At 70.4% G+C, this 18,628-nt stretch carries 15 protein-coding genes; 13 read left to right on the top strand and 2 right to left on the bottom strand.

Annotated features, from left to right (window positions below):
• Positions 1-85: 85 nt before the first annotated feature.
• From ACIQGV_RS17565 to ACIQGV_RS17550, 4 genes are all read left to right on the top strand, one after another.
• On the top strand, positions 86-1,876 hold the full coding sequence (locus tag ACIQGV_RS17565; protein ID WP_402495590.1) for an ABC transporter substrate-binding protein: 1,791 nt from the start codon (positions 86-88) through the stop codon (positions 1,874-1,876).
• A 99-nt stretch (positions 1,877-1,975) separates the two neighbouring features.
• Complete coding sequence (locus tag ACIQGV_RS17560; protein WP_402495587.1) at positions 1,976-2,953, top strand: ABC transporter permease; 978 nt, start codon at positions 1,976-1,978, stop codon at positions 2,951-2,953.
• Positions 2,954-2,968: 15 nt separating this feature from the next.
• Positions 2,969-4,030: an ABC transporter ATP-binding protein gene (locus ACIQGV_RS17555; protein ID WP_402495585.1), complete on the top strand. Its 1,062-nt coding sequence runs from the start codon at positions 2,969-2,971 to the stop codon at positions 4,028-4,030.
• A gap of 14 nt (positions 4,031-4,044) precedes the next feature.
• Complete coding sequence (locus tag ACIQGV_RS17550; RefSeq protein WP_402495582.1) at positions 4,045-5,166, top strand: ABC transporter ATP-binding protein; 1,122 nt, start codon at positions 4,045-4,047, stop codon at positions 5,164-5,166.
• A 311-nt stretch (positions 5,167-5,477) separates the two neighbouring features.
• Here ACIQGV_RS17550 and ACIQGV_RS17545 read toward each other — a convergent pair whose 3' ends face one another.
• Positions 5,478-6,218: a class I SAM-dependent methyltransferase gene (locus tag ACIQGV_RS17545; RefSeq protein WP_402495579.1), complete on the bottom strand. Its 741-nt coding sequence runs from the start codon at positions 6,216-6,218 to the stop codon at positions 5,478-5,480.
• Positions 6,219-6,433: 215 nt separating this feature from the next.
• On the opposite strand from ACIQGV_RS17545, the gene ACIQGV_RS17540 reads away from it, so the two are divergent.
• From ACIQGV_RS17540 to ACIQGV_RS17520, 5 genes are read left to right on the top strand one after another with little or no spacing between them, the layout of a single operon-like run.
• Positions 6,434-8,068, top strand: coding sequence for an ABC transporter substrate-binding protein (locus ACIQGV_RS17540; RefSeq protein WP_402495577.1), 1,635 nt, complete (start codon positions 6,434-6,436; stop codon positions 8,066-8,068).
• 6 nt (positions 8,069-8,074) lie between these two features.
• Complete coding sequence (locus ACIQGV_RS17535) at positions 8,075-8,998, top strand: ABC transporter permease (RefSeq protein WP_402495575.1); 924 nt, start codon at positions 8,075-8,077, stop codon at positions 8,996-8,998.
• Complete coding sequence (locus ACIQGV_RS17530) at positions 8,991-9,968, top strand: ABC transporter permease (protein ID WP_402495573.1); 978 nt, start codon at positions 8,991-8,993, stop codon at positions 9,966-9,968. Before ACIQGV_RS17535 ends, ACIQGV_RS17530 begins: the two co-directional genes overlap by 8 nt.
• 7 nt (positions 9,969-9,975) lie before the next feature.
• Positions 9,976-10,950: an ABC transporter ATP-binding protein gene (locus tag ACIQGV_RS17525; RefSeq protein WP_402495571.1), complete on the top strand. Its 975-nt coding sequence runs from the start codon at positions 9,976-9,978 to the stop codon at positions 10,948-10,950.
• Positions 10,943-12,025 carry an ABC transporter ATP-binding protein gene (locus tag ACIQGV_RS17520; protein ID WP_402495569.1) on the top strand — a complete coding sequence of 361 codons (1,083 nt, stop codon included), beginning with the start codon at positions 10,943-10,945 and terminating at the stop codon, positions 12,023-12,025. The genes ACIQGV_RS17525 and ACIQGV_RS17520 overlap by 8 nt, the downstream gene beginning before the upstream one ends.
• 119 nt (positions 12,026-12,144) lie before the next feature.
• Here the strand turns inward: ACIQGV_RS17520 and ACIQGV_RS17515 are convergent, their stop codons facing one another.
• Entirely contained in the window at positions 12,145-14,265 is a 2,121-nt protein-coding gene (locus ACIQGV_RS17515) for a prolyl oligopeptidase family serine peptidase (protein ID WP_402495567.1), read from the bottom strand.
• Positions 14,266-14,475: 210 nt separating this feature from the next.
• Here ACIQGV_RS17515 and ACIQGV_RS17510 point away from each other — a divergent pair, with 210 nt between their 5' ends.
• The 4 genes from ACIQGV_RS17510 to ACIQGV_RS17495 all read left to right on the top strand — a co-directional run bounded on the left by ACIQGV_RS17510 (position 14,476) and on the right by ACIQGV_RS17495 (position 18,568).
• Positions 14,476-14,670: a hypothetical protein gene (locus ACIQGV_RS17510; protein WP_402495564.1), complete on the top strand. Its 195-nt coding sequence runs from the start codon at positions 14,476-14,478 to the stop codon at positions 14,668-14,670.
• A 73-nt stretch (positions 14,671-14,743) separates the two neighbouring features.
• Positions 14,744-15,604 carry an N-acetyl-1-D-myo-inositol-2-amino-2-deoxy-alpha-D-glucopyranoside deacetylase gene (gene mshB / locus ACIQGV_RS17505; RefSeq protein WP_402495562.1) on the top strand — a complete coding sequence of 287 codons (861 nt, stop codon included), beginning with the start codon at positions 14,744-14,746 and terminating at the stop codon, positions 15,602-15,604.
• Entirely contained in the window at positions 15,601-16,011 is a 411-nt protein-coding gene (locus ACIQGV_RS17500; protein WP_402495560.1) for a DUF6113 family protein, read from the top strand. Before mshB ends, ACIQGV_RS17500 begins: the two co-directional genes overlap by 4 nt.
• Before the next feature lie 199 nt (positions 16,012-16,210).
• Entirely contained in the window at positions 16,211-18,568 is a 2,358-nt protein-coding gene (locus ACIQGV_RS17495) for a hypothetical protein (protein ID WP_402495557.1), read from the top strand.
• Positions 18,569-18,628 lie beyond the last annotated feature (60 nt).

Below are 18,628 nucleotides of genomic sequence, written 5' to 3'. Positions count from 1 at the left end.
GGTGGCTGCCGCCCCCGCGTCGGCCTACCAGCCGCGTCAGGCAGTACTCATGGATAACAACCGACAGGTAGGTGCATTCACCGCTATGAAGCTCACCTCGCGCAGAGCGCGTGCCATAGTCGTCGCCATCGCGGCCGGCTCCCTCGCGCTCACCGGCTGCTCGGAGAACAAGGGCTCGAGCTCCAACAAGGACTCCAAGAAGGACCAGAAGGAGGCGGCCAGCCAGTCCAACGCGGTCGTCTACGCGGACGCCGCGGCCTCCACCGGTCCCGCCGCGGAGGTCCCGGGTGCCAAGCCCGGCGGCACGATCACCGCCTACCAGGAGGCGGGCCTGTCCCACCTCGACCCGGGCCAGATCTACGTCTCCGACGCCGGCCAGGTCGCCAACCTGCTCTTCCGCGGGCTGACGAACTTCTCCGAGGACGGCAAGGGCAACGTCTCGGTCGTCGGTGACCTCGCCACCGACGCCGGCAAGTCCTCCGACGGCGGCAAGACCTGGACCTACACGCTCAAGGACGGCGTCAAGGACCAGAACGGCAACGAGATCACCTCGGCCGACATCCGCCACACCGTCGAGCGCACCTACGCGAAGTTCATCTTCGACGGCCCGACCTACCTGCAGAACTGGCTGAGCGGTGCCGAGTACCGCAAGGCGCTCCCGGACGGCGGCTTCGGCAAGAAGCACCTGCCGGACACCGTCCTGGAGACCCCGGACGAGAAGACGGTCGTCTTCCACTTCGACAAGGCGCGCCCCGACCTGCCGCAGACCCTGGCCATGCCGGGCTACTCCGTCGTCCCGGAGAAGGCCGACACCAAGGAGCGGTACGACAAGGCCCCGGTCGCGACCGGCCCGTACAAGATCTCCGAGTACAAGGTCGGCAAGGCCCTCAAGCTCGTCAAGAACGAGAACTGGGACCCGAAGACCGACGCCGTCCGTCACCAGTACGTGGACGGCTGGGACTTCCAGTTCGGTGTCACCGAGTCGACCCAGACCAAGCGTCTGATCTCCGACCAGGGCGACGCCAAGAGCGCCATCCAGTTCACCGGTTCGGTCGACTCCACCCAGATCCAGGACGTCATCTCCGACCCCGCGGTCAACAAGCGCACGATCAAGGGCTACCAGCCCTACGTCATGCAGCTGACGTTCAACCTGGACCGGGTCAAGAACAAGGCCGTCCGTGACGCCGTCGCCTACGCGATGAACTCCAAGTCGCTCATCGCCGGTGAGGGTGGCGCCTACGGTGGCGACGTGGCCCCGAACCTGTTCGCCCCGACGCTGCCGGGCTACCAGGCCGACTACGACCCCTTCGGCCGTCTGAAGACGCCGCAGGGCAACATCGCCAAGGCCCAGGAGCTCCTGAAGGCCGTTCCGGCCGCCGAGAAGAAGCTCGTCTTCGCCTACTCCAACTCCGAGGCCGGCCAGAAGCGCAAGGTCGCCGTCGAGGACGCCCTGAAGAAGGTCGGCATCGACGTCGTCTCCAAGGAGATCGACGCGGCGAGCTACTACGAGCAGATCGGCAAGCTCGCCAACCCGTACGACATCTACATCACCGGCTGGGGCCAGGACTGGCCGTCCGCCGGTACGGTCGTCACCCCGATCTACGACGGTGACCAGGTCGCCGACGGTTCCTCGAACTACTCGCACATCAAGGACGCGAAGGTCCAGGAGCTCATCGGCAAGGCCCTGACCCAGGAGCCCACCGAGGCCGCCAAGACCTGGGAAGAGGCGCACCACTACATCATGGAGAAGGTCAACCCGGCCGCTCCGCTGTGGTACACCAAGCAGTTCCAGCTGTTCGGTTCGAACGTCGGCGGTGCCCGCTACAGCACCGAGTCGAGCTACATCGACGTCACCCGACTGTTCCTGAAGTCGTAACTCTCTACGGCTGATCGCGGGAGTGCGCACCAGGCGGAGCGCACTCCCGCGGTTCCGTGAACCCGTCCACCGTCTGTCGCAGAGAGCAGCCACCCCGCCATGCTTCAGTTCATTCTCCGGCGCTTCGTCGGTGCCGCTGTCACCTTGTTCCTCATCGGTGCCGCCACCTTCTTCCTCTTCGTCGCCGCGCCCTCCGACTACGCCTCCCTGGCCTGTGGCAAGGACTGCTCCCCGGCAAGACTTGAGGACATCCGCGAGGCCCTCGGCCTCAACCTGCCCGTCGCGCAGCAGTTCTGGGACTTCATGTCCGGCATCGTGACGGGCCGTGACTTCCCGACCGGCCACTGCGCCGCGCCCTGCCTCGGCCAGTCGTTCTACTCGGGCGACATGGTCTGGGACACGATCATGGACCGCTTCCCGCTCACCGTGTCGCTGACCGTGGGCTCGATCCTGGTCTTCCTGACCATCGGTGTCGGTGCGGGCATGGTCTCCGCGTACAAGCGCGGATCGGCGCTCGACAAGATCGCCACCGGCACCTCCATGGTGCTCAGCTCGTTCCAGATCTACTTCCTCGGCCCGATCGTGATGCTGATCTTCGTGTACAGCACCGGCTGGGTGGAGTTCCCCAAGTACGTGCCGTTCACGCAGGACCCCGTCGGCTGGCTGGCCGGCCTGTGGATCCCGATGGTCGTGATGGCCACCATCTTCACCGCGCAGTACACCCGTATGGCGCGTGCCTCCCTCATCGAGCAGCTCGCCGAGGAGCACGTGCGCACCGCCCGCGCCAAGGGCATGTCGAGCAAGTACGTGTTCTTCCGCTACGCCTGGCGCGGCTCGCTCATCCCGATCGTCACCGTGCTCGGCATCGACATCAGCGCCCTGCTCGGCGGCGGCGTGGTCACCGAGCTGACGTTCTCCCTGCAGGGCATCGGACGCCTCGCGGTGGACGGCGCGATCACCAAGGACCTCCCGCTCACCATGGGTGTGATGCTGGTCGGAGCCTTCTTCATCCTGCTCCTGAACATCCTCACCGACATCGCGTACGCCTGGATCGACCCGCGCGTCCGGCTCTCCTAGGAAGAACCAACCACCGTGACCACACTGACCAAGACCGAGGACGCCCCGGCCCCGACCGGGCCCGAGAGCTTCCTCTCGGTCCGTGACCTGCGGGTGCAGTTCTCCACCGAGGACGGCATCGTCAAGGCGGTCGACGGCCTGTCCTTCGACATCGAGCGCGGCAAGACCCTGGGCATCGTCGGCGAGTCCGGCTCCGGCAAGTCCGTCACCAACCTGACGATCCTCGGCCTGCACAACCCCCGCACCACCACCGTCGACGGCGAGATCGTCCTCGACGGCCAGGAGCTCGTCACCGCCACCGACAAGGAGCTGGAGAAGCTCCGCGGCAACAAGATGGCGATGATCTTCCAGGACCCGCTGACCGCGATGTCCCCGTACTACACGGTGGGCCGGCAGCTGTCCGAGCCGTACATGAAGCACATGGGCGCCTCCAAGAAGGAGGCCAAGGACCGGGCCGTCCAGATGCTGGAGAAGGTCGGCATCCCGCAGCCCAAGGTGCGCTTCGACGACTACCCGCACCAGTTCTCCGGCGGTATGCGCCAGCGCGCCATGATCGCCATGGCCCTGATGTGCGACCCCGAGCTGCTGATCGCCGACGAGCCGACCACCGCGCTCGACGTGACCGTGCAGGCCCAGATCCTGGACCTGCTCAAGGACCTCCAGCAGGAGTTCGGCTCCGCGATCATCTTCATCACCCACGACCTGGGCGTCATCGCCAACATGGCCGACGACCTGCTCGTGATGTACGCCGGCCGCGCGGTGGAGCGCGGCAGCGTCAAGGAGGTGCTCGGCACGCCGCAGCACCCCTACACCTGGGGCCTGCTCAGCTCGATGCCGCGTCTCGACGGCGACATCGACACGCCGCTGACGCCGATCCCCGGCACCCCGCCGTCCCTGCTCAACCCGCCGTCTGGCTGCCGCTTCAACCCGCGCTGCGCCCACACGGACAAGGTCGCGGGTGGTCTGTGCACCTCGACCCGGCCGCCGCTGGCCGACGGCCGTGCCGCCGCGTGCCACCTGACGGCCGAGCAGAAGCAGGCCGTCTTCATCGACGAGATCAAGCCCCGGCTGCGCTAGGGAGATACGAGATCATGAGCGAGAACCTCACCCTCCCCGCACAGCAGGGCCCCAAGGAGGCATCCGTCCGGGAGCCGCTTCTCGAGGTCAAGGGCCTCACGAAGCACTTCCCGATCTACGGCGGCTTCCCGATCAAGCGCAAGGTGGGCGCGGTCCAGGCCGTCGACGGCGTCGACCTCAGCGTCGGCGTCGGCGAGAGCCTCGGCCTGGTCGGCGAGTCCGGCTGCGGCAAGTCGACCACGGGCCGGCTGATCACCCGTCTGCTGGAGCCGACGGCCGGCCAGATCACCTACGCCGGGCGGGACATCACCCACGCCTCGCGTCGGCAGATCGCGCCCGTGCGGTCCGAGATCCAGATGATCTTCCAGGACCCGTACTCCTCGCTGAACCCGCGCCAGACCGTCGGCACGATCATCAAGTCGCCGATGGAGGTCAACGGGATCAACCCCGCGGGCGGCCGCGAGAACAAGGTCCGTGAGCTGCTGGAGCTGGTCGGTCTCAACCCCGAGCACTACAACCGCTTCCCGCACGAGTTCTCCGGCGGTCAGCGCCAGCGCATCGGCGTCGCCCGCGCGCTCGCCCTGAACCCGAAGCTGATCGTCGCCGACGAGCCGGTCTCCGCGCTCGACGTGTCGATCCAGGCGCAGGTCGTCAACCTGCTGAAGAAGGTGCAGGACGAGCTCGGCATCGCGTTCGTCTTCATCGCCCACGACCTGGCGATCGTGCGCCACTTCTCGCACCGCGTCGCGGTGATGTACCTCGGCAAGGTCGTCGAGGTCGGCGACCGGGAGTCGATCTACAACCGGCCGCGTCACCCGTACACCCACGCCCTGCTCTCGGCGGTTCCCGAGGTGGACGTGTCGGACGAGGCGGAGCGCCGCGAGCGCATCCGGCTCTCCGGTGACGTCCCGTCGCCGATCCACCCGCCGTCCGGCTGCCGCTTCCGCACCCGTTGCTGGAAGGCGCAGGACAAGTGCGCCACGGAGGAGCCCCCGCTGGTGCAGCTCTCCGGCAACCGCGCCGGCCACCTCACGGCCTGCCACTTCCCGGAGGACCCGACGACGGAGGCCCAGGACAAGGACATCGTGCTGGACCCGGCTCTGAAGGCCCTGGAGGCCGACTCCGACAGCGAGTGATCCACTCCTGACGACCGGCCCACCCGCGCCACCAGCCCCGCTGGTGGCGCGGCGGTCGTTCAGGGACAGAAACCGGCCCTTCAAGGGGCGCGGGGAACTGCGCGCTCGGCCACGACGGCGCCGCGCGTGTCCTTCGAGGGGCGCGGGGAACTGCGCGCCGGGCCGCGCCGACGGCGTGCCGGCCCTTCGAGGGCCGTGGGCAATGGGCCGCGCCGACGGCCGAACCGGCCCTCCAAGGGGCGCGGGGAACTGCGCGCTCGCCACGACGGCGCCGCGGTCGTCCGACGGCATCGCGCCGTGTCCCGGTCCGCTCAGGCCGACTCGGCCACGGTGACGATCTCAGGGCTGACGGCAGGACAGAAGGCCCCTCGCCGCCAGTCCCCGTACCGGGCGGCGATCTCGAACCCCGCCTCGGCCAGAAGGGCGTCCAGCGCGTCCACGCCCAGGAACCGCAGGGTGCTGCGGCTGACCCGGTTCCCCTCCCAGCGGGCGCTCGCGAAGGTCTCGGTGAACGCCACCCGGTCCCCGGCGACCGGCCCGGCCAGCTCGTGCCACACCCGCACCTCGGCCCCGTCCGGGCCGGTGATCTCGTACACCCGGTCGGGGGTCCACCCCTCCCACGCGCGGGCTGCGGGATTGCGCGTCTCGAACACGAAGCGACCGCCGGGCGCCAGCCCCTCCCGCACACCCGCCAGCAGCCGCCGCACGTCCTCGTCGCCCAGCAGTTCCTGGAAGGCGTGCCCGGTCATCACGGCCAGGTCGAACTCCGCCCGCCACCGGTTCGACTCGAAGTCGCCGAGCACCCACTCCACGTCCGGCGCGGCCCTGCGGGCCTGCACCAGCATCGCCGCCGCTGGGTCGAGACCGGTCAGCCGCCCCTCGTGCCCGGCCGCCCGCGCCCCGCGCAGCAGCCGCCCGGTCCCGCAGCCGACGTCCAGCACGGCCGGCGCGGACATCACCAGCTCCAGGTAGAAGTCGTCGTCCGGCCCCCATCGGTTGAGGGCGTCGTACAACTGCGCGAGCTCCAGGTCGGCGAAGGAGTGATCAACCATTCGGGCAGTGTGCCTGCTGATCCGTCGGTCAGTACAGAAATCCGCGATTTACGGGGCGTGAACGACGTGTGTACGCCCCTCGGGGGAGTGCGTAGCCCGAAGGGGCCCCGTGCATGTGCGATATGTTCCTATTACGTCAATATTGGCCGGTAATGGGTCAGCGTTCCTTCGCTGGCGGCACAGTGCACACCAGCGCATCTACGAGGAGGCACTCCATGCGCGGAGCCAGGCACGCCAAATGGACCGCCTGTGCGGCGGCGGTAGTCCTCGCGGCGACGGCCTGCGGGGGCGACGGGGACGGGGGCGGCAGCAGCGACTCCGGCGCGGTGCTCAGCGCCTCCTGGGGTGATCCGCAGAACCCGCTGGAGCCGGCCAACACCAACGAGGTGCAGGGCGGCAAGGTGCTCGACATGATCTTCCGCAGCCTGAAGCGGTACAACCCGGAGACGGGCGCGGCCGAGGACATGCTCGCCGAGAAGATCGACACCACCGACTCGCAGACCTTCACCATCACCGTCAAGAGCGGCTGGACCTTCTCCAACGGCGAGAAGATCACCGCCCAGTCCTTCGTCGACGCCTGGAACTACGGCGCGAGCCTGAAGAACAACCAGAAGAACGCCTACTTCTTCGGCTACATCGAGGGCTACGACAAGGTCCACCCCGAGGACGGCAGCAAGCAGAGCGCCGACACCCTGTCCGGTCTGAAGGTCGTCAACGGACAGACCTTCACCGTCAAGCTCACCCAGAAGTTCTCCACCTTCCCCGACACCCTCGGCTACCCCGCCTTCGCGCCCCTGCCGCAGTCCTTCTTCGACGATCACGCGTCCTGGGTGAGCAAGCCCGTCGGGAACGGGCCGTACACCATCGACTCGTACCAGAAGGGCTCGCAGATGTCCCTGCGCAAGTGGGACGGCTACCCGGGCGACGACAAGGCGGAGAACGGCGGGGTGGACCTGAAGGTCTACACGGACAACAACACCGCCTACACCGACCTGCTCGCGGGCAACCTGGACCTGGTCGACGACGTGCCCGCCGCCCAGCTCGCCAACGTCCAGAACGACCTGGGCGACCGCTACATCAACACCCCGGCCGGCATCATCCAGACCCTCGCCTTCCCGTTCTACGACCCGAAGTGGAACACCTCGGGCTCGCAGAAGGTCCGCACCGGACTGTCCATGGCGATCAACCGGGACCAGATCACCAAGACGATCTTCCAGAACACCCGCACCCCCGCCACCGACTGGACCTCCCCCGTCCTCGGCAAGGACGGCGGCTTCCAGGACGGCCTGTGCGGAGACGCCTGCAAGTACGACCCGGCCGAGGCGAAGAAGCTCATCCAGGAGGGCGGCGGCCTGCCCGGCGGCCAGGTGAAGATCACCTACAACGCCGACACCGGCTCCCACAAGCAGTGGGTGGACGCGGTCTGCAACTCCATCAACAACGCCCTCGGCAACACCAAGGCGTGCGTGGGCAACCCGGTCGGCACGTTCGCCGACTTCCGCAGCCAGATCACCGACCGGAAGATGAGCGGGCCGTTCCGGGCCGGCTGGCAGATGGACTACCCGCTGATCCAGAACTTCCTCCAGCCGCTCTACTACACCAACGCCTCCTCCAACGACGGCAAGTGGAGCAACAAGGAGTTCGACAGCCTCGTGGACCAGGCCAACGCCGAGACCGACCAGGGCAAGGCCATCCAGACCTTCCAGCAGGCGGAGGCGGTCGTCCGCGACAACATGGCCGCCATCCCGCTGTGGTACCAGAACGGCTCGGCCGGCTACTCGGAGCGGTTGTCGAACGTCAAGCTCAACCCGTTCTCCGTGCCGGTCTACAACGAGATCAAGGTGAGCTGACCCGTCATGGGGCGCTACGTCCTGCGGCGGCTGCTCCAGATGATCCCGGTGTTCATCGGGGCCACGCTGCTGATCTTCGTGATGGTGAACGTGATGGGCGACCCCATCGCGGGCCTGTGCGGTGAGCGGCAGTGCGACCCCGCCACCGCGGCACAGCTGGAGAAGGAGTTCGGTCTCGACAAGCCCTTGTGGCAGCAATACCTGACCTACATGGGCAACATCTTCACCGGCGACTTCGGCACCGCGTTCAACGGCCAGGAGGTCACCGAGCTGATGGCGTCGGCCTTCCCCGTCACCATCCGGCTCACCATCGTGGCGATCCTCTTCGAGATCGTCATCGGCATCACCCTCGGCGTGATCACCGGTCTGCGCCGGGGACGGCCTGTCGACACCGGAGTCCTCGTCGGCACGCTCGTGGTCATCTCCGTCCCCACCTTCGTCACCGGTCTGCTGCTCCAGCTGCTGCTCGGCGTCGAGTGGGGATGGATCAGCCCGTCCGTCTCCTCGGAGGCCCCCTTCGACGAGCTGATCGTGCCCGGCCTCGTCCTGGCGTCCGTCTCCCTGGCGTACGTCACGCGGCTGACCCGCACCTCCATCGCGGAGAACCGGCGCTCCGACTACGTCCGCACCGCCGTCGCCAAGGGCCTGCCCCGGCGCCGGGTCACCACCCGGCACCTGCTGCGCAACTCCCTGATCCCGGTGGTCACCTTCATCGGCGCCGACATCGGCGCCCTGATGGGCGGCGCCATCGTCACCGAGCGGATCTTCAACATCCACGGCGTCGGCTACCAGCTCTACCAGGGCATCGTCCGGCAGAACACCCAGACCGTCGTCGGCTTCGTGACCGTCCTCGTCCTGGTCTTCCTGATCGCCAACCTGCTCGTCGACCTGCTGTACGCCGTACTCGACCCGAGGATCCGCTATGCCTGAGCCTTACGACGGCGGCCGGGCCATCTCCGGCGCGGGGGCGGGAGGCGGTATGGACCTCGCCGCGGAAGAGGCCGAGACCTTGGAGAAGACCCCCGGCGGCCCCGAGGGCACCGGTCCCGCGGGCAAACCCCGCAGCCTGTGGTCCGACGCCTGGCACGACCTGCGCCGCAACCCCGTCTTCATCATTGCCGGCCTGGTCATCCTGTTCCTGGTCTTCATCTCCCTGTGGCCGGGCGCCATCACCTGGATGAGCCCCCTGCAGTGCGACCTCGCCAAGGCGCAGCAGGGCTCCCAGCCCGGCCACCCCTTCGGCTTCGACGGCCAGGGCTGCGACGTCTACACCCGCACCGTCTACGGCGCCCGTACGTCCGTCTCGGTCGGCGTCCTGGCCACGCTCGGCGTCGCGGTCCTCGGCTCGGTGCTCGGCGGTCTCGCCGGCTTCTTCGGCGGAGGCTGGGACTCGGTCCTGTCCCGCGTCACCGACATCTTCTTCGCCATCCCGGTCGTCCTCGGCGGTCTGGTGCTGCTGTCGGTGGTCACCAGCAACACCATCTGGCCGGTCATCGGCTTCATGGTGCTGCTCGGCTGGCCGCAGATCTCCCGTATCGCCCGCGGCTCGGTGATCACCGCCAAGCAGAACGACTACGTCCAGGCCGCCCGGGCCCTCGGCGCCTCCAGCTCCCGGATGCTGCTGCGGCACATCACGCCCAACGCGGTCGCGCCGGTCATCGTCGTGGCGACCATCGCGCTGGGCACCTACATCTCCCTGGAAGCGACCCTGTCGTACCTCGGTGTCGGCCTGAAGCCGCCGAGCGTGTCCTGGGGCATCGACATCTCCGCCGCCTCCCCCTACGTGCGCAACGCCCCGCACGCGCTGCTGTGGCCCTCCGGCGCGCTCGCCGTCACCGTCCTGGCCTTCATCATGCTCGGCGACGCGGTGCGCGACGCCCTCGACCCGAAGCTGAGGTGACGGCGTCATGCTGCTGGAAGTGCGCGACCTGCACGTGGAGTTCAAGACCCGCGACGGCATCGCCAAGGCCGTCAACGGCGTCACCTACTCCGTCGACGCCGGCGAGACCCTCGCCGTGCTCGGCGAGTCCGGCTCCGGCAAGTCCGTCACCGCCCAGGCCGTCATGGGCATCCTCGACATCCCGCCCGGGAAGATCACCGGCGGCGAGATCCTCTTCCAGGGCAGGGACCTGCTCAAGCTGAAGGAGGAGGAGCGGCGCAAGGTCCGCGGCGCCGAGATGGCGATGATCTTCCAGGACGCGCTGTCGTCGCTGAACCCGGTCCTGAGCGTCGGCGACCAGCTCGGCGAGATGTTCGTCGTCCACCGGGGCATGTCGCGCAAGGACGCGCGGGCCAAGGCCGTGGAGCTGATGGACCGGGTCCGCATCCCGGCCGCGAAGGAGCGCGTCCGCCAGTACCCCCACCAGTTCTCCGGCGGTATGCGCCAGCGCATCATGATCGCGATGGCGCTGGCCCTGGAACCGGCCCTGATCATCGCCGACGAGCCGACGACGGCGCTGGACGTCACCGTCCAGGCCCAGGTGATGGAACTGCTCGCCGAGCTCCAGCGCGAGCTCAACATGGGGCTCATCCTCATCACCCACGACCTCGGCGTCGTCGCCGACGTCGCCGACCACATCGCGGTGATGTACGCGGGCCGGATCGTGGAGACGGCCCCCGTCCACGGCATCTACAAGTCCCCCGCCCACCCCTACACGAGGGGTCTGCTGGACTCCATCCCGCGTCTGGACCAGAAGGGCCAGGAGCTCTACGCCATCAAGGGCCTCCCGCCCAACCTCCTCCACATCCCGCGCGGCTGCGCCTTCCACCCGCGCTGCCCGATGGCCCGGGACGTGTGCCGCACGGACGTACCGCCGCTGTACGAGGTGGACCCCGAACGCCGCAGCGCCTGCCACTTCTGGAGGGAGTGCATCGATGGCTGAGCCGATCATCGAGGTGCGCGGACTCGTCAAGCACTATCCGCTCACCCAGGGTGTCCTCTTCAAGAAGCAGATCGGCGCGGTCAAGGCCGTCGACGGGGTCGACTTCACCCTGCACAAGGGCGAGACCCTGGGCATCGTGGGGGAGTCGGGCTGCGGCAAGTCCACCGTCGCCAAGATGCTGGTCCACCTGGAGAAGCCGACCGAGGGCGAGATCCGCTACAAGGGCGAGGACATCTCCAAGCTGTCCGGCAAGGCCCTCAAGGCGGTCCGGCGCAACATCCAGATGGTCTTCCAGGACCCGTACACCTCGCTCAACCCCCGGATGACGGTGGGCGACATCATCGGCGAGCCGTACGAGATCCACCCCGAGGTGGCCCCCAAGGGCGACCGGCGGGGGCGGGTCCAGGAACTCCTGGACGTGGTCGGCCTCAACCCCGAGTACATCAACCGCTACCCCCACCAGTTCTCCGGCGGCCAGCGCCAGCGCATCGGCATCGCGCGCGGGCTGGCGCTGCGCCCCGAGGTGATCGTCGCCGACGAGCCCGTCTCCGCGCTGGACGTCTCCGTCCAGGCCCAGGTCATCAACCTCCTGGACCGCCTCCAGGCGGAGTTCGAGCTCAGCTACGTCTTCATCGCGCACGACCTCTCGATCGTCCGTCACATCTCCGACCGGGTCGGGGTGATGTACCTGGGCCGGATCGTCGAGATCGGCAGGGACGCCGAGATCTACGACCACCCCACCCACCCGTACACCCAGGCCCTGCTGTCCGCGGTCCCGGTGCCCGACCCGGAGGCCCGCGAGCACCGGGAGCGCATCATCCTCGCGGGTGACGTCCCGTCCCCGACGAACATCCCCTCGGGCTGCCGTTTCCGCACCCGCTGCTTCAAGGCGCAGCCCCGCTGCGCCGAAGAGGTCCCCCTGCTGGCGGTCCCGCCCCACCTGACCGCCCCCGGCGGCCCGGCCGCCCACGACTCCGCCTGTCTGTTCGCGGAGGAGAAGCAGGTGGTGCCGCCGGAGGAGCCCGAAGAGCCCGGAGAGCACGGAGAGCCCGGAGCGGCGGGGCCGGCGGAGTAACACGGAGGCAACTCCGCCGACCCGGTTCCGATATACGGACGCGCGAGGCTGAACTTCGTACGGCCGTGCGGGTGCCGTAAGCGGGCCGGGGCGACATGCCGCCCCGGCCCGTCGCCGTGTCAGGCGAGGTTCAGGGAGCGCCTGAGGAAGTCGACCTGGAGCAGCAGCAGGTTCTCGGCGACCTGCTCCTGCGGGGTCATGTGGGTCACCCCGGACAGCGGCAGCACCTCGTGCGGCCGGCCGGCGGCCAGCAGGGCCGAGGACAGCCGCAGGGCGTGCGCCACGACCACGTTGTCGTCGGCGAGCCCGTGCACGATCATCAGCGGCCGGTGCGGCTCGGCCGGGGCGGACAGCCCCTCGTCGGTGACGAGCGAGTTGCGGGCGTAGACCTCCGCGTCGGCCGCGGGGTCGCCCAGATAGCGCTCGGTGTAGTGGGTGTCGTACAGCCGCCAGTCCGTCACCGGCGCCCCGGCGATCCCCGCGTGGAACACGTCGGGCCGCCGCAGCACGGCCAGCGCGGCGAGCCAGCCGCCGTACGACCAGCCCCGCACGGCCACCCGGGACAGATCCAGCGGGTGCTCCTGCGCGAGGGCGTGCAGCGCCTCGACCTGGTCGTCCAGGGACGCGGTGAAGGCGTGGCGCACGCCCTTCTCCCAGGCGGGGGAGCGGCCGGGCGTGCCGCGTCCGTCGGCGACGACGACCGCGAAGCCCTGGTCGGCGAACCACTGCGAGGTCAGATGCGCGTTGTGCGCGGCGACCACCCGTGGGCCGTGCGGACCGCCGTAGGGGTCCATGAGCACCGGCAGGGGACCGGCTCCGTCGTAGTCCGTAGGCATGAGCACGGCGCACGGGATACGCCGTGCGCCCCCCGTGGTGAGCGTCATGCGCGGTGACAAACCGGGATCTTCGGCGTACGACGTGACAGTGGCCGTCTCCTTTCCGCCACACAGCACCCGCACCCGCGCCCCCGGCCGGTCCGGCGTCGCCGACACCAGCACGGTCACGCCCCCGGCGCGCACCGCCGAGTGCACGCCGGGTTCTTCCGACAGACGCTCGACACCCAGCTCGTTGACCCGGTAGACATGCACCTCACCGGTCTCGGGAGCGGCGGCCTCCTCGCCCGCCGACGCCGAGACCAGCACGTCGTCGGCCCCGACGTCGAGCACCGCACGCACATGCAACTGCGCTCCGGTCAACGGCCGTTCGCCGACCGCCAGGACCCGCGCGCCGCCCTCGTCGGCGACCCGGACGAGCTGTCCCGAGGGCGACCAACAGGGCACTCCAGCGAAAAGATCAAGCCAAATCGGATCCTCGTCGGCGTGCACCATCCGGGTCGCACCGGTGTCCGGGTCCACCGCCAGGTACAACTGGCTGCGCTGGTCCCGCGCCTGAACGAGGATCAGCGGTGCCCCCGCCCCTGACCAGTGCACATGCGCGAGATACGGATACCTGGCCCGGTCCCAGGAGACCTCCGTGCGCGCGCCCGCGAGGCCGATCACGAACAGTCTCACGTCCGCGTTCGGCGTTCCGGCAGCCGGATAAGGGACGTGTCGTGGGTCACGTTCCGGCTGCGCCGGGTCCGAGATCCACCACCGCCGCACCGGCGTGTCGTCCACGCGCGCGACCAGCAGCCGGTCCGACTCCGGAGACCACCAGAAACCTCGCGAACGCCCCATCTCCTCCGCCGCGACGAACTCCGCCACCCCGTACGACACACCGTCCGCCTCCGGTGCCGCGAGGGCCCGGTCGTCCGTGCCCCCGGCGTCCACGACACGCAGTCCGCCTGCGGCGACATACGCGACGAGCCGCCCGTCGGGAGAGGGCCTGGGGTCCAGTACGGGCCCGGGGACGGGGAGTTCACGCGTGGTGCCGGCCCGCAGCTCGGCGGTGAAGAGGCGGCCCGACAGAGCGAAGGAGGCCAACTCCACGGCCCCGTCGGTGGCGTACCCGACGATGCCGGCCCCGCCCTCCCGGCTGCGCTCGCGGCGGGCCCGCTCCTCGTGCGACAGCCGCTCCTCCGTGCCGCCCAGCAGGGCGCGCGGGTCGGCCGCCGGATGTTCCCGGCCGTCCGTGAGGTCCAGCACCCACAGGGAGTTGGCCCGGTCCGTGCCGGAGGACGACCGCAGGAACGTGACACGCGAACCGTCGGGCGCCACGGTGAAGGAACGCGGCGCGCCGAGCGTGAACCGCTGGGTGCGGGCGTGCCGTCGGGGGAAGGAGTCAGCAGGCTCGATCGTCATGCACCGACCCTATGGCGAGGATTGGCCATGCGCGCCCTTGTGCATCCGTGCGCCCAGCGATGCGCGCGTACGGATAGCTATGATCACTAACGCTACGTGGGTATGAACCTGCTGGCTCCGGTATGGATTTACGGATGTACGAGCGGACTCCGGTCCACTCGGTCCTGCTCGGCTTCCTGGTTGGCGTGCTCTGAGTGGAGGTGAACCGCCGTGGCACTCTCGATTTCGGCGGTAGTGCTGCTGGCGATCATCGTCTTCATCCTGATCAAGAAGTCGGGACTGAAGGCCGGACATGCGGTGATCTGCATGCTCCTGGGCTTCTACCTCGCCTCCTCGACGATGGCCCCCACGATCAGCGAGCTGACGACGAACATCGCCGGCATGATCGGCAGCATCAACTTCTGACCGGGCGGGCCCGCCGCGGCCGCCCTGCCCGTCGGGGGCGGCCCCGCCCCGGCCCGCCTCGTAGGCTGGCCCCATGACGGACATGCCCGCCCGTCGTCTGCTGCTGGTGCACGCGCACCCGGACGACGAGTCGATCAACAACGGCGCCACCATGGCGAAGTACGCCGCCGAGGGCGCGCAGGTGACGCTGGTGACCTGCACGCTCGGGGAGCTGGGCGAGGTCATTCCGCCCGGGCTGGCGCACCTGGCCGGGGAGGCTCTCGGGGAGTACCGGCACGGCGAGCTGGCCTCCGCCATGGCCGCGCTCGGCGTCGAGGACTTCCGGCAGCTCGGCGGGGCCGGGCGGTACCGGGACTCCGGGATGATGGGGCTGGCCGACAACGAGCACCCCGGCTGCTTCTGGCAGGCCGACGTCGACGAGGCCGCCGCCCTGCTGACCGAGGTGATCCGCGAGGTGCGGCCCCAGGTCGTCGTGACGTACGACCCGGACGGCGGCTACGGGCACCCCGACCACATCCAGGCCCACCGCGTCGCGATGCGGGCCGTGGAGCTGGCGGAGGCCGAGGGGCTGCCCGTCGAGCGCGTGTACTGGAACCGTGCCCCGCGCCGGGTCGTCGAGGAAGCCTTCGGACGGCTCCGGGACGACCTCGCGGGGCTGCCGTTCGGCAGGAGTGCCGCCGTCTCCGACGTGCCCGGGGTCGTGGACGACGAGAGGATCACCACCCGCGTCCACGGCGGCCGGGCCCACACCGCCGCGAAGGCGGCCGCCATGCGCGCGCACGCCACGCAGATCGAGGTCGCCGAGCCGTACTTCGCCCTGTCCAACGAACTGGCCCAGCCCCTGTTCGCCGACGAGTACTACGAACTGGTGCGGGGCGAGCGGGCCGAGGGCGACGACAGCGACCTGTTCGCCGGGATCGGGGAGGCGCCGTGAACGACCGTCCCTCGATGATGGCGCAGCCCCTGCGCGCGCCCTCCGCCGCCCGGATCGTCGTGTTCGTCCTGCTCTTCCTGCTCGGCGCGGTCGTCGGGGCGGCCGGGGCGCTGGTGCAGTCGGGCTGGTTCCCCGGCGGGCTGCTGCTCGCGCTCGCCGGCGCGGCCGGGCTCTTCCTGGGCGCGGCGCGGGCCACCGGCGGCCGGGGCGGCGCGGTGGCGGCCGCCGCCGGCTGGATGCTGGCCGTGCTCCTGCTCACCGCCAGCCGTCCGGAAGGGGACTTCATGTTCGCCGCGGGGGCCGGTTCGTACCTTTTCCTCCTCGGCGGCATGGCGGTGGCTGTGATGTGCGCCACGCTTGCGCAGGGGCGGCAACCGGGCGGCTCCGCCGTCCGACTTGGGAAGTGACGTACCACTTTCGCCGTCGTGCGCGGGTGGGAGTCCCGTGTGGGTTTCCCCGTCCGTCGTGGGATACGCGCCACAAGCGGCCAGTATGGTGGTGCGCGCCGCCGAGCCTCCCCCAGCGCTCGACTTCGTCCGGGCCGGGGGAACCCCCCAAGCAGAGTGAGGTCGCAACGGGCGGCGGAGCCAACCGGGAGAACTTGTCTTGAGTCGTGAAACTGACAGTCCGTCCTCCGGGCCCAACGGGCGCGGCGGGGCCGCATACCCTTCGGGCACGCCGCCGTACGGCACCCCTGTGGTCGCCGCCGACGGCGCGGGCACGGCCCGTCCGCCCGCGCCCGAGGAGCGCAAGACCGAGACCACGCTGACGACCAGGATCCGGATCAACATCCCCGGATCCCGGCCCATCCCGCCGGTCGTGATGCGCAAGCCCGTCACCGGGAACGACGGCGCGGACGGCCGCGGCGAGCCCGAGGTGCCCGCGGCGCGGAGCGGCGCTCCTGCCGCGCCGGCCGCCGAGGCTCCCGCCGAGCCCGCGCAGGCCGCCCCGCAGGCGCCGTCGGCCCAGTCCGCTCCGCCCGCTCCGCCCGCGCCGGCCGCGGAGGAGAAGGCGAGCGACTGGTTCGCGCCGCGCAAGTCCGGCGGCGGCAAGCCCGGTCAGGGCGGCGCGCCGGCCAACGGCGCCTCCGCGCCCGCCCCTTCGGGCACATCCGCCCCGAACGGGCAGAGCGGACAAGCCGGGCAGGGTGGGCAGTCCGGACAGTCCGGCCCGCGTCCCGGCGCGAGTGCGCCCGCGTCCGGAGGTGCTGCCACGTCCGGCGGCGCGCGTCCCGGTGGCGTGGTCGGCTCCATGAACCTGCCGGGCGGCTCCCGCCCGGGCGGCACCAACGGCGCCGGGCTCCCGGGTGCGACCGGCGGCCCCGTGGCGCCGGGGCACGGCGGAGGCACCGGCTCCTTCGACGTGACCGAGGCGCTGGCGGCCGGTCCGCGGGGCGGCGGTGCCCGCCCGGGCACCGACGAGCCGCGCCGCGACGACCTGCCGTACTTCTCCGGTGGCCCGAACGGCTCCGGTGGCCCGAACGGCTCCGGCGCCCCCACCGGCTCCGGCAGCCCGAACGGTGCCGGCGCCCGGAACGGCTCCGGCGGCCAGGACGGCCGGGGCGGCCCGCGCGGCTCCCGGGGGCCCGCGGGCCCCACCGGCGGCCCGGTGACCGGCGACGGCCCGGCGGTGCCCCCGGTGCAGGGCGGCGGCTCCCAGGTCCCGGGAGGACCGGGCGCTCCGCGTCCCGGCCAGGCGCCCGGGCGCGGCCCCGTGTCCACCGTCCCCGGCATGGCCCCCGGTGCCCCCGGCGCGGCCTATCCCGGTCCCGGCGGCGGCCTGAGCGACGACACCGCGATCCTCACGCCGCAGATCCAGGCCCCCGAACCGCCCGGCGGCTTCGGCGGTCCCGCGGACAACGTCTCCGGCCACACCGTCACCAGCGGCATCCCGGTCGTCCCCCCGGCTGCCCAGGACTTCTCCGGTCCGGGCACCGACGCCCCCGGGGCGCACACCCCGCCGAGGCTGCCCGAGCCGGTGCGGCAGAGCGCACCCGCCGCGGCGCCGGCCCGCCCGAAGAAGAAGGGCCGCAACAAGCTGGTCCTGCTCGGCGTCGGCGCGTTCGTGCTCGGGGGTGTCGCCTACGGGGCCGGGCTGCTGATGAACCACTCCGACGTGCCCAAGGGCACCACCGTGCTCGGCGTGGACATCGGCGGCGGCACCCGCGACGAGGCCGTCAAGAAGCTGGACGAGGCATTCGGCGACCGGGTCGTCAATCCGCTGAAACTGTCCGTCGGCGGCGACACGGTCGCGCTGAAGCCGGACCAGGCGGGCCTCCAGTTCGACACGCAGGCCACCGTGCGGGAGGCCGCGACCAGCGACTACAACCCCGTCTCGGTGATCGGGTCCCTCTTCGGCAGCGGGCGGGTCGTCGAGCCGGTCATGCCGGTCGACGAGGAGAAGCTGCACTCCGCCCTGGAGACGGCCGCAGGCGGCGCCGGCTCGGGGACCGAGGGCACGATCAGCTTCGACTCGGGCAAGGCGGTCGCGGTCTACGGCAAGCCCGGCAAGGGCATCGCCGTCGACCAGGCCGGCCAGGCCGTCGAGGACGCCTTCCGCGCCCAGGTCGAGTCGGGTGCGGCCGCGCCGGTGCAGGTCCCGACCGCCACCAGGCAGCCGACGATCAGCAACGCCGAGGTCGACCGGATGATGAAGGAGTTCGCGGAGCCCGCGATGTCCGCCCTCGTCACCGTCAAGACCGACGACGCGCACAAGATCGACTTCGGCCCGGTCTCCCTGCCGAAGATCCTCGGCGTCAAGGCCGTCGACGGAAAGCTCGTCGACACCTACGACCTGGACGCCCTCAAGGAGGCGTACGGAGGCACCTTCGACGGCGTCGAGATCGAGACCGCCACCGGAAAGCGCGGCGTCCTCCCGCAGGACGTCGTCTCGGCCCTGCGCAAGGCGCTGCGCGGCAGGACCGGGGAAGAGCGCACGGGCGTCATCGAGACCAACCCGAACTGAGCCGGGAACGGACAGGGCAGAACGGCGGAGGGGCACCCGGTGGACCACCGGGTGCCCCTC

This window comes from Streptomyces sp. NPDC093094, from assembly GCF_044754345.1.
Lineage (GTDB): Bacteria > Actinomycetota > Actinomycetes > Streptomycetales > Streptomycetaceae > Streptomyces.
This window is presented reverse-complemented; position numbering and strand designations above follow the sequence as displayed.

Excerpts from the sequence above, each read along its gene's own strand:
- ACIQGV_RS17560 (WP_402495587.1), top strand. The coding sequence starts at position 1,976 with ATGCTTCAGTTCATTCTCCGGCGCTTCGTCGGTGCCGCTGTCACCTTG.
- ACIQGV_RS17520 (WP_402495569.1), top strand. The coding sequence starts at position 10,943 with ATGGCTGAGCCGATCATCGAGGTGCGCGGACTCGTCAAGCACTATCCG.
- ACIQGV_RS17530 (WP_402495573.1), top strand. The coding sequence starts at position 8,991 with ATGCCTGAGCCTTACGACGGCGGCCGGGCCATCTCCGGCGCGGGGGCG.
- ACIQGV_RS17535 (WP_402495575.1), top strand. The coding sequence starts at position 8,075 with ATGGGGCGCTACGTCCTGCGGCGGCTGCTCCAGATGATCCCGGTGTTC.
- ACIQGV_RS17545 (WP_402495579.1), bottom strand. The coding sequence starts at position 6,218 with ATGGTTGATCACTCCTTCGCCGACCTGGAGCTCGCGCAGTTGTACGAC.
- ACIQGV_RS17565 (WP_402495590.1), top strand. The coding sequence starts at position 86 with ATGAAGCTCACCTCGCGCAGAGCGCGTGCCATAGTCGTCGCCATCGCG.
- mshB (WP_402495562.1), top strand. The coding sequence starts at position 14,744 with ATGACGGACATGCCCGCCCGTCGTCTGCTGCTGGTGCACGCGCACCCG.
- ACIQGV_RS17550 (WP_402495582.1), top strand. The coding sequence starts at position 4,045 with ATGAGCGAGAACCTCACCCTCCCCGCACAGCAGGGCCCCAAGGAGGCA.
- ACIQGV_RS17525 (WP_402495571.1), top strand. The coding sequence starts at position 9,976 with ATGCTGCTGGAAGTGCGCGACCTGCACGTGGAGTTCAAGACCCGCGAC.
- ACIQGV_RS17540 (WP_402495577.1), top strand. The coding sequence starts at position 6,434 with ATGCGCGGAGCCAGGCACGCCAAATGGACCGCCTGTGCGGCGGCGGTA.
- ACIQGV_RS17515 (WP_402495567.1), bottom strand. The coding sequence starts at position 14,265 with ATGACGATCGAGCCTGCTGACTCCTTCCCCCGACGGCACGCCCGCACC.